Genomic DNA, 7,409 nt, shown 5'->3' with positions numbered 1-7,409 from the left:
TCGTCCTCCGAGGGAGCAAAGCTCCCTCGTGCCCTCGCTCGTTTCACTCGCGAGGACCTCGCGCTCGGTCGGCGCACGGAGGCGCGAGCGCTTCGCGCCACCGCACAGCAACCGCAGTAGTCAGTTCTCCCGAACCGCCGCCTCGATCCCGTCCAGCCCCTTCTCCAACTGCTCCAGCGAGTTCGCGAAGGAGAGCCTGAGCTTCCCCTCCCCGGCCTCGCCGAAGCCGTCGCCGGGGTCGAGCACCTCGTCCTGCTCCCGGAGCAGGCGCTTGGCGATGTCGAGGCTGCTCCCCGGCAGATCCACGTCGAGGAACGCGTAGAACGCGCCGTCCGGCGTCGGCGCCGACACGCCGTCGATCGACTCGATCCGATCGGCGACGTACTCCCGGCGTTCCGCGAAGGCGTCGTACATCTCCTCGACTGGCTCCTGCGGGCCAGTGAGCGCCGCGATCGCGGCGTGCTGGGCGACCGAGCCCGCGCAGGCGGTCGTGCTCTCGTGGATCTTCGTCACCTCGTCGATCATCTCTTGCGGCCCCCCGAGCCAGCCGACCCGCCAGCCCGTCATCGCATACGTCTTCGAGCAGGAGCCGACCGTGAGCACGTGTTCCGGGTGGTCCGTCAGCGCGGCGAGGCCGACCGGATCGCGGTCGTACGTCAGTCCGAGGTACACCTCGTCGGCGATCACGTAGGCGTCGTGCTCGGCCGCGGCGTCGACGACCGCGCGCATCTCGTCGGGGTCGTGCAGCTGTCCCGTGGGGTTGGCGGGCGAGCAGAGGACGACCGCGCCCGTCTCCTCGCCCATCCGCTCGATCACGCGCTCGGCGTCGAGCGCGTACCCCGTCTCCTCGGGCATCGGAATCTCGACCGGCACGCCGTCGGCCAGTCGGGCCTGCGTCCAGTAGTTCGGCCACGAGGGCGAGGGGATCAACAGCTCCTCGCCCGCGCCGAGCACCGACAGCACCGCGAGGTGGAGCGCCTCCATCCCGCCGTTGGTGACGACGAACTGCTCGGGGTCGTAGCGCACGTCGTACTCCCGGTCGAGCGTCTCCGAGATGGCCTCCCGGAGCTCAGGCAGGCCGGCGTTGGAGGTGTAGTGCGTCTCGCCGGCGCGGGCGGCCTCGGCCGCGGCATCGACGATGTGCTCGGGCGTGTCGAAGTCCGGCTCCCCGACTTCGAGGCGGACGAGGTCGCGGTCGGCGGCCTCCGCCAAGTCGAACATCACGCGGATCTTCGAGCGCTCGCAGGCGCGAACGCGCTCCGTGGGCGTGGGCATACCGGCCCCTCGGCTCGCATCCTAAAGGCAGTTCCCCCGCCGGAATCGAGGGCGTCGGTATCGAGGACGCCGGATCGATCAGACTGGTGAGGAGTGGAAAGTGATTTAGGCCCACCTAAACAGAGTAGTACCAGATGACGGTCACAGACGCAGAGAACCGACGGGACGGGGCGCCCGAGTCGGCGGTGTCCGGCGACGCCGTCGAGTCGGTGGCGTTTCTCGCCCGGTCGGAACATCGGCTCCGCGTACTCGCGCTGCTGAGCGACGGGCCCCGCAGCCGACAGGAGCTACACGACGCGACGAGCGTGACTCGGGTGACGCTGAGCCGGATCCTCGGGGATCTGGAAGAACGGGAGCTCATCCAGCGGCGGGCGTCGGGAGGTGCGTACTCGCTGACCGGGTTCGGCGAGCTCGTCTATCAGGACTTCAGCCGGCTGCTCGGAACCGTCTCGGTCGGGAAGTCGTACCCCGACGTGGTCGAGCGGCTGCCGACCGAGTGGTTCGACTTCGAGCTCCGCTGTCTCGCCGGAAGCGAGCTCGTCGCCGAGGGGAGCGCGGATCCGCTGGGGGGCGCCCGCGTCGTCGCCAACGCCGTGCAGGACGCCGCGAACTGTCGATCGCTGCTCGGGACGTTCATCTCGCTGCCGATGTACACGTTCGAGGAGGCCGTCCGAGCCGGCGACTATCCGACCGGGACGGTGGTCTTCGACAGCGACGTGACCGAGACGATGATCGAGGACCCCGACCTCCGGGACCGGTGGCAGGAGATCGAGCGGCAGGTCGGGTCGACGACGTACTACAGCGTCGACGAGCGCGTCCCCTGTAGCATCGACCTCATCGACGGCGAAACCGTGTTCCTCACCGTCGATCGGGAGGACGAACGTGGGTTCGACATCCTCCGGTGTAGCCACCCCGACGTTGTCGCGTGGGCCGACGAAACCGTCGACGCCTACCGGGCGAACGCGGTACCGCTGGCCGACCGCGACTGAGCCGGGCGGCGACGTTCACGGGCTGTACGGCGTAACGCACCGCGAACATCGAACACGGCGGGCCACACCGTAAGCCGCGAATCACTAAGTTGTTTTAGGCCCACCTAAGAATATGACACGCAGACGCGAACTGCTTGCGGGAAGCGTAGGACTGTTAGCTGCCCTCGCCGGCTGTAGCAGCGGCGGCGCCCAAACGGCGACCGAGTCGACGGCGACGGAGTCGGAGAGCGACGCCACGGCGACCGACGAGCCGACGGCGACCGAGAGCCCGACGCCGTACTCCGTCGAGATCGCCCCCCACGGGGAGTTCACGTTCGAGACGGTCCCCGAGTCGTACTCGGTCATCCCCAGCGTCTACCTCGACATCGGGATGGCGCTCGGCATCCAGCCGACGGCGGCGACGGACATGGCGCGCGCGCCGCGGAAGCTGTACGACATCCTCCCCGATCTCACGTTCGAGGAAGAGGAGATCACGGCCCTGGCGTCCGGCTCCGAGTCGGGCTACGACAAGGAGAACTTCTACGCGGCCGCCCCGGACGTGAACCTCATCGACCCCCGGAATCTTGGTCGGTTCACCGACTGGGACGACGCCGACATCCAGGAGATCGAAAACGCGACTGGCCCGTTCGTCGCGTCGGGGATCCGGTTCGGTCCGACCCACCCGTTCGGGAACCAGCAGGACACCTACTACGAGCTCTACGACGTGTTCGAGAAGGTGGCGACAGTGTTCCAGCGTCAGGAGCGCTTCCGGCAGTGGGAGTCGCTCCACGAGGAGTTCATGTCGAACATCGAGGCCGAGCTCCCGCCGGAAGACGAGCGCCCCTCGGTCATCCCGCTGTGGCGCGGCGTCGACCCGACGACCGGGCAGTTCTACCTCTCGGACGTCCACCAGTACCACAACCAGACCAAGCCGCTCGAGCGCCTCGGCCTCGAGAACGCGTACGACGCGGAGATCCCCGGCGGCGGCTACATCGGGTACGAGGAGCTGCTGGAGTACGACCCCGACTACATCTCCGTCGGGGGGTCGCTGGTTTCGAGCACACACGAGGAGTTCGTCGATCAGGTCGTCGAACCGTTCGAGAACGATCCGAACGGGCAGGACCTCACCGCCGTCCAGGAGGGGAACATCCTCCGGATCGGCGACCAGTACCAGGGACCGATCGTCGACCTCTTCGCCACTGAGGCGGTCGCCAAGATGGTCTGGCCGGACCGCTTCGGCGAGTGGCCGGGGCCGGTCGAGGACGTGCCCGAGGAGGGACAGCTGTTCGACCGGCAGCGCGTCAGCGACATTATCAACGGCGAGTTCTAGCCAGATGGGACGGGTACTCGATCGACTCGCGAAGCTGCGCGCCGCCGGCGCCGACTGGTACCGCACCTCGAAGCTCGCGCTCATCGTCGTCGGGAGCCTCGGTGTGCTGCTCGGATCAACGATACTCCAGGTGAGCTTCGGCGCGTACCCGCTGACGCTGGGGGAGGCGTGGCACACGGTGTTCGACCCGACAGTGCTGTTCAGCCTCGACGTCTGGCAGTGGACGTTCCTCGGCGCGACCGTCCCCGAGTGGCTCAGCCGCGAACAGCTGATCGTCTGGAACCTCCGGCTGCCGCGCATCCTCGTCGGCGTGCTCGTCGGCGCGAACCTCGCGGTTTCGGGCGCGCTGTTCCAGATCATCACGCGCAACGAGCTCGCCAGCCCCTACATCCTCGGCGTCAGCGACGGTGCCGGGCTGGTCGTGCTGTTGACGCTGACGTTCTTCTACGGGCTCATGCCGGTCCTCCCGCTGTTCGCGGCGGTCGGCGGGGGACTGGCGTTCCTGCTCGTGTACGCCATCGCGTGGAAGAACGGTACCAGTCCCGTCCGACTGGTGTTGGCGGGCGTCGTGGTCGGTACCGTCTTCGGCTCCGTCCAGCGCGCGCTGTTTTTCTTCATCGACGACCTCGGCGTCGCGATGGCCGCACAAGCGTGGCTCTCGGGGACGCTGATGAACGCCGGCTGGGAGGAAGTCCGAATCGCGCTCCCGTTCACCGTACTGTCGATGGCGCTGTCGTTCGCCGTCACGCAGGAGCTGGACGTGCTCGCGCTCGGCGAGGACCGCGCGGACTCGCTGGGGATGCCCGTCGAGAAGATGCGGTTCGCCATCGCCGGGATCGGGGTGCTCTCGACGGCCGCCGCCATCGCCGTCGCCGGCCTCATCGGCTTCGTCGGGCTCATCGTCCCCCACATGGTTCGGAACATCGTCGGCAGCGATGCGAAACTGCTGCTGGCGGGCTGTCTGTTCCTCGGCCCCGCGCTGCTGGTCAGCGCGGACGTGGGGGCACGGCTCGCGCTGAGCCCCATCCAGCTACCGGTCGGGGTCATCACCGGCATCGTCGGCGGGCCGTACTTCCTCTACCTGATGCGGAAGAAGACGAACTTGGGTGAGCTCTGATGGCCGGGGAGTCGTCCACGAACGGACCGGACCTCGGTGAGGCCGACTTCTCCGGGATGGAGCTCGTCGTCGGCTACCCGGGGCTGGAGACGCCCGTGATCGACGGCGAGTCCATCGACGTCCCGCCGGACGCGGTGACGGCGCTCATCGGCCCGAACGGGAGCGGGAAGAGTACGCTCCTGAAGGGGCTCGCGAACAAGATCTCGCCCGACGACGGGACGGTTCTGCTCGACGGCCGGACGATCGACGAGTTCGGCTCGAAGGAGCTCGCGCGGAAGCTCGGCCTGCTCTCCCAGGAGAACGCCGTCCCCACTGGGGTCGCCGTCGAGGATCTCGTCGAGCGGGGGCGCTACCCCCACACGGGCTTTTTCGAGTCGCCGTCGGAGTCGGATCTGGCGGCCGTCGACGAGGCGATCGAGTTGGCCGGCATCGAGCATCTCCGCGACCGCGACGTCGACAGCCTCAGCGGGGGGCAGAAACAGCTCGTCTGGATCGCGATGGCGCTGGCCCAGGAAACCGACGTGCTGCTGCTCGACGAGCCGACGACGTTCCTCGACCCGTACCACCAACTGGAGGTGATGGAGATCGTCGAGACGCTGCGGGACCGCAGCGACATGACGGTCGTGCTGGTGCTCCACGACATCAATCAGGCCGCCCGGTACGCCGACCACGTGGTCGCGCTCAAGGATGGGTCCGTGTACGCACGGGGCGACCCCGCGACGGTCGTCACGAGGGATACCCTCGCCGCGGTCTTCGATATCGAGGTCGCGGTGACCGAAACCGAACACGGGACGCAGGTCGTCCCGCTGGAGCCGCTGCACGACGACGGCGACGACCCGGCCTGACGGTCGCCTCAGCCGACGAACAACACGGCACCGAGCGCGACCACGAACGCGCCGATCGCGAGGCCGACGAGGGAGGTGCCCGCCATCCGGCGGAGCGTGCTCGCGGGCGAGCGGTCCGAAACCACCAGCGGATCGACGCCGCCGGCCTCCGTCACACGACCGACGACAGTCACGTCCTCGTCCGGCGTCGCGCGCGCCTCGGTGTACCGGCGCGTGCCGAGCGAGAGCGCGTCCAGCACCGGACCGATCCCGAACTGTCGCGCGTGCCAGACCGTCGTCGATGGGAGTGCGTCCGTCCGGCGCTCGAAGCGTTCAATGCGCTCGGGCGGGGTCTCGTGGAGGGCGACGGTCGCGACGCGGTCCGCTCGGAGCGTGACCGTCCGCGTCGGCTCGGTCACGTCGACGACCGACTCCGGGGTGCGCAGGCGGAACGGCACCGAACCGGCCCGCTCGTGGATCGTCACGAACCACGGCAGCAGGTACGGGCTGAGCCGACGCTCCTCGACGGCGTAGCGAAGCACCAGCGACTCGCTGCCGGAGAAGGGGGCGGTGAGCGTCTCGTCGTCGCCCTGCTCGGCCGTGCCCGAGAGGCGGACGAGCGACCCCGGATCGACGCCCGCGAGCGAGTCGACCGTCGACGCGCGAACGACCGCGCTCGCCCGCCAGACGTACCGTGCGCTCGCGAGGAGGACGACGGCGCCGCCGAGCAGCATCGCGGCGCCGAACAGCTGACCGCCGGAGAGTCCGAGGACCATGTGGCCGGCTCCGGCCGGCCGGGAGAAGGAACTGGTGGTCTACTCGGTCAGCGCCGCGGGCGGGCCGCCGGGGAGTTCGTCGCGGCTGTGCGGTTCGGTGAAGTCGATATCCGGGCCGACCGCGACGATCCGCGTGGGGTTGAGGTCACCGTGGCTGACGTAGTAGTGCCGGGTGATGTGGTCCATATTCACCGTCTCCTCGATCCCGGGCGTCTGGTAGAGATCCTTCGTGTACCCCCAGAGGTTCGGGTACTCGTGGATCGCCCGGCGGTTGCACTTGAAGTGGGTGTGGTAGACGTGGTCGAACCGGACCAGCGTCGCGAACATCGCCACGTCCGCCAGCGTCAGGCGCTCGCCGTCGCCCGCGAGGTAGCGCTGGTCGGCGAGTACCTCTTCCCAGTGGTCGAGCGCGTCGAACAGGTCGTCGACAGCGTCCTCGTAGGCGTCCTGCGTGCCCGCGAAGCCGGCGCGGTAGACGCCGTTGTTGATCGGGTCGTAGATCGCGTCGACGATCTCGTCGATCTCCCCGCGCAAGTCCTCGGGGTACAGCGAGAACTCGTTGCCGTCGAACGCGGTGTCGAGCATCCGCATGATCTCGCTCGACTCGTTGTTGACGATGGTCTCCTCCTGCTTGTCCCAGAGGACGGGCACCGTCACCCGGCCCGTGTAGTCGGGATCGGCGTCGGTGTACACCTCGCGGAGGTACTCGTAGTCGTGGAAGGGGTCGGGGTGCTCTTCGGAGAACTCCCAGCCCTCGTCGTAGCGCTCGGGCTGGACCAGCGAGATGGAGATGTCGTCCTCCAGCCCCCGGAGCTGTCGGGTCATCGCCGCGCGGTGGGCCCACGGGCAGGCCCGACAGATGTAGAGGTGGTAGCGGCCGGACTCGGGTTCGAACTCCGAGGAGTTCGGCGCCTCGCCCGCGGCGGCGACGCTCCCGTCGAGCCAGTCCCGGAAGCTGCTCTCGCTCCGGTCGAACTCACCCTCCTCGTTGGTGGAGTCGTAGGCGTCGGTCCGCCACTCGCCGTCGACGAGCATGTTCATGGGCGAAGGGAGGGGAGCGAGCCGGATAAGCCGAGCGCCGGCGGCGGACGCCTCGGCGACGCCCTCGACGCCGACGGT

General features: G+C 68.6%; 7 protein-coding genes. 4 read left to right on the top strand and 3 right to left on the bottom strand.

The window, feature by feature from the left end; all coding sequences use genetic code 11:
• Positions 1–120 precede the first annotated feature (120 nt).
• A complete protein-coding gene (locus tag ACFR9S_RS07845) occupies positions 121–1,275 on the bottom strand; it encodes a pyridoxal phosphate-dependent aminotransferase (RefSeq protein ID WP_379818383.1) in 1,155 nt (384 codons plus the stop codon).
• Positions 1,276–1,409: 134 nt separating this feature from the next.
• On the opposite strand from ACFR9S_RS07845, the gene ACFR9S_RS07840 reads away from it, so the two are divergent.
• The 4 genes from ACFR9S_RS07840 to ACFR9S_RS07825 all read left to right on the top strand — a co-directional run bounded on the left by ACFR9S_RS07840 (position 1,410) and on the right by ACFR9S_RS07825 (position 5,535).
• Entirely contained in the window at positions 1,410–2,264 is an 855-nt protein-coding gene (locus ACFR9S_RS07840; protein WP_379731346.1) for a helix-turn-helix transcriptional regulator, read from the top strand.
• 112 nt (positions 2,265–2,376) lie between these two features.
• A complete protein-coding gene (locus ACFR9S_RS07835; RefSeq protein WP_379731347.1) occupies positions 2,377–3,573 on the top strand; it encodes an ABC transporter substrate-binding protein in 1,197 nt (398 codons plus the stop codon).
• 4 nt (positions 3,574–3,577) lie between these two features.
• On the top strand, positions 3,578–4,690 hold the full coding sequence (locus tag ACFR9S_RS07830; RefSeq protein ID WP_379731348.1) for a FecCD family ABC transporter permease: 1,113 nt from the start codon (positions 3,578–3,580) through the stop codon (positions 4,688–4,690).
• Positions 4,690–5,535 (top strand): ABC transporter ATP-binding protein, encoded by an 846-nt coding sequence (locus ACFR9S_RS07825; RefSeq protein ID WP_379731349.1) that lies wholly within the window; start codon positions 4,690–4,692, stop codon positions 5,533–5,535. Before ACFR9S_RS07830 ends, ACFR9S_RS07825 begins: the two co-directional genes overlap by 1 nt.
• Before the next feature lie 8 nt (positions 5,536–5,543).
• Here the strand turns inward: ACFR9S_RS07825 and ACFR9S_RS07820 are convergent, their stop codons facing one another.
• Together ACFR9S_RS07820 and ACFR9S_RS07815 are read right to left on the bottom strand one after the other, a co-directional pair.
• The gene (locus ACFR9S_RS07820; protein WP_379818382.1) at positions 5,544–6,290 is read right to left on the bottom strand and encodes a hypothetical protein; all 747 of its coding nucleotides are present in this window, start codon (positions 6,288–6,290) and stop codon (positions 5,544–5,546) included.
• Positions 6,291–6,329: 39 nt separating this feature from the next.
• Positions 6,330–7,331 carry a glutathione S-transferase family protein gene (locus ACFR9S_RS07815; protein WP_379732891.1) on the bottom strand — a complete coding sequence of 334 codons (1,002 nt, stop codon included), beginning with the start codon at positions 7,329–7,331 and terminating at the stop codon, positions 6,330–6,332.
• Positions 7,332–7,409 lie beyond the last annotated feature (78 nt).

Origin of the sequence: Halolamina salina, assembly GCF_042678005.1 — an archaeon.
Classification (GTDB): domain Archaea; phylum Halobacteriota; class Halobacteria; order Halobacteriales; family Haloferacaceae; genus Halolamina; species Halolamina salina.
This window is presented reverse-complemented; position numbering and strand designations above follow the sequence as displayed.

Excerpts from the sequence above, each read along its gene's own strand:
- ACFR9S_RS07845 (WP_379818383.1), bottom strand. The coding sequence starts at position 1,275 with ATGCCCACGCCCACGGAGCGCGTTCGCGCCTGCGAGCGCTCGAAGATC.
- ACFR9S_RS07840 (WP_379731346.1), top strand. The coding sequence starts at position 1,410 with ATGACGGTCACAGACGCAGAGAACCGACGGGACGGGGCGCCCGAGTCG.
- ACFR9S_RS07835 (WP_379731347.1), top strand. The coding sequence starts at position 2,377 with ATGACACGCAGACGCGAACTGCTTGCGGGAAGCGTAGGACTGTTAGCT.
- ACFR9S_RS07830 (WP_379731348.1), top strand. The coding sequence starts at position 3,578 with ATGGGACGGGTACTCGATCGACTCGCGAAGCTGCGCGCCGCCGGCGCC.
- ACFR9S_RS07825 (WP_379731349.1), top strand. The coding sequence starts at position 4,690 with ATGGCCGGGGAGTCGTCCACGAACGGACCGGACCTCGGTGAGGCCGAC.
- ACFR9S_RS07820 (WP_379818382.1), bottom strand. The coding sequence starts at position 6,290 with ATGGTCCTCGGACTCTCCGGCGGTCAGCTGTTCGGCGCCGCGATGCTG.
- ACFR9S_RS07815 (WP_379732891.1), bottom strand. The coding sequence starts at position 7,331 with ATGAACATGCTCGTCGACGGCGAGTGGCGGACCGACGCCTACGACTCC.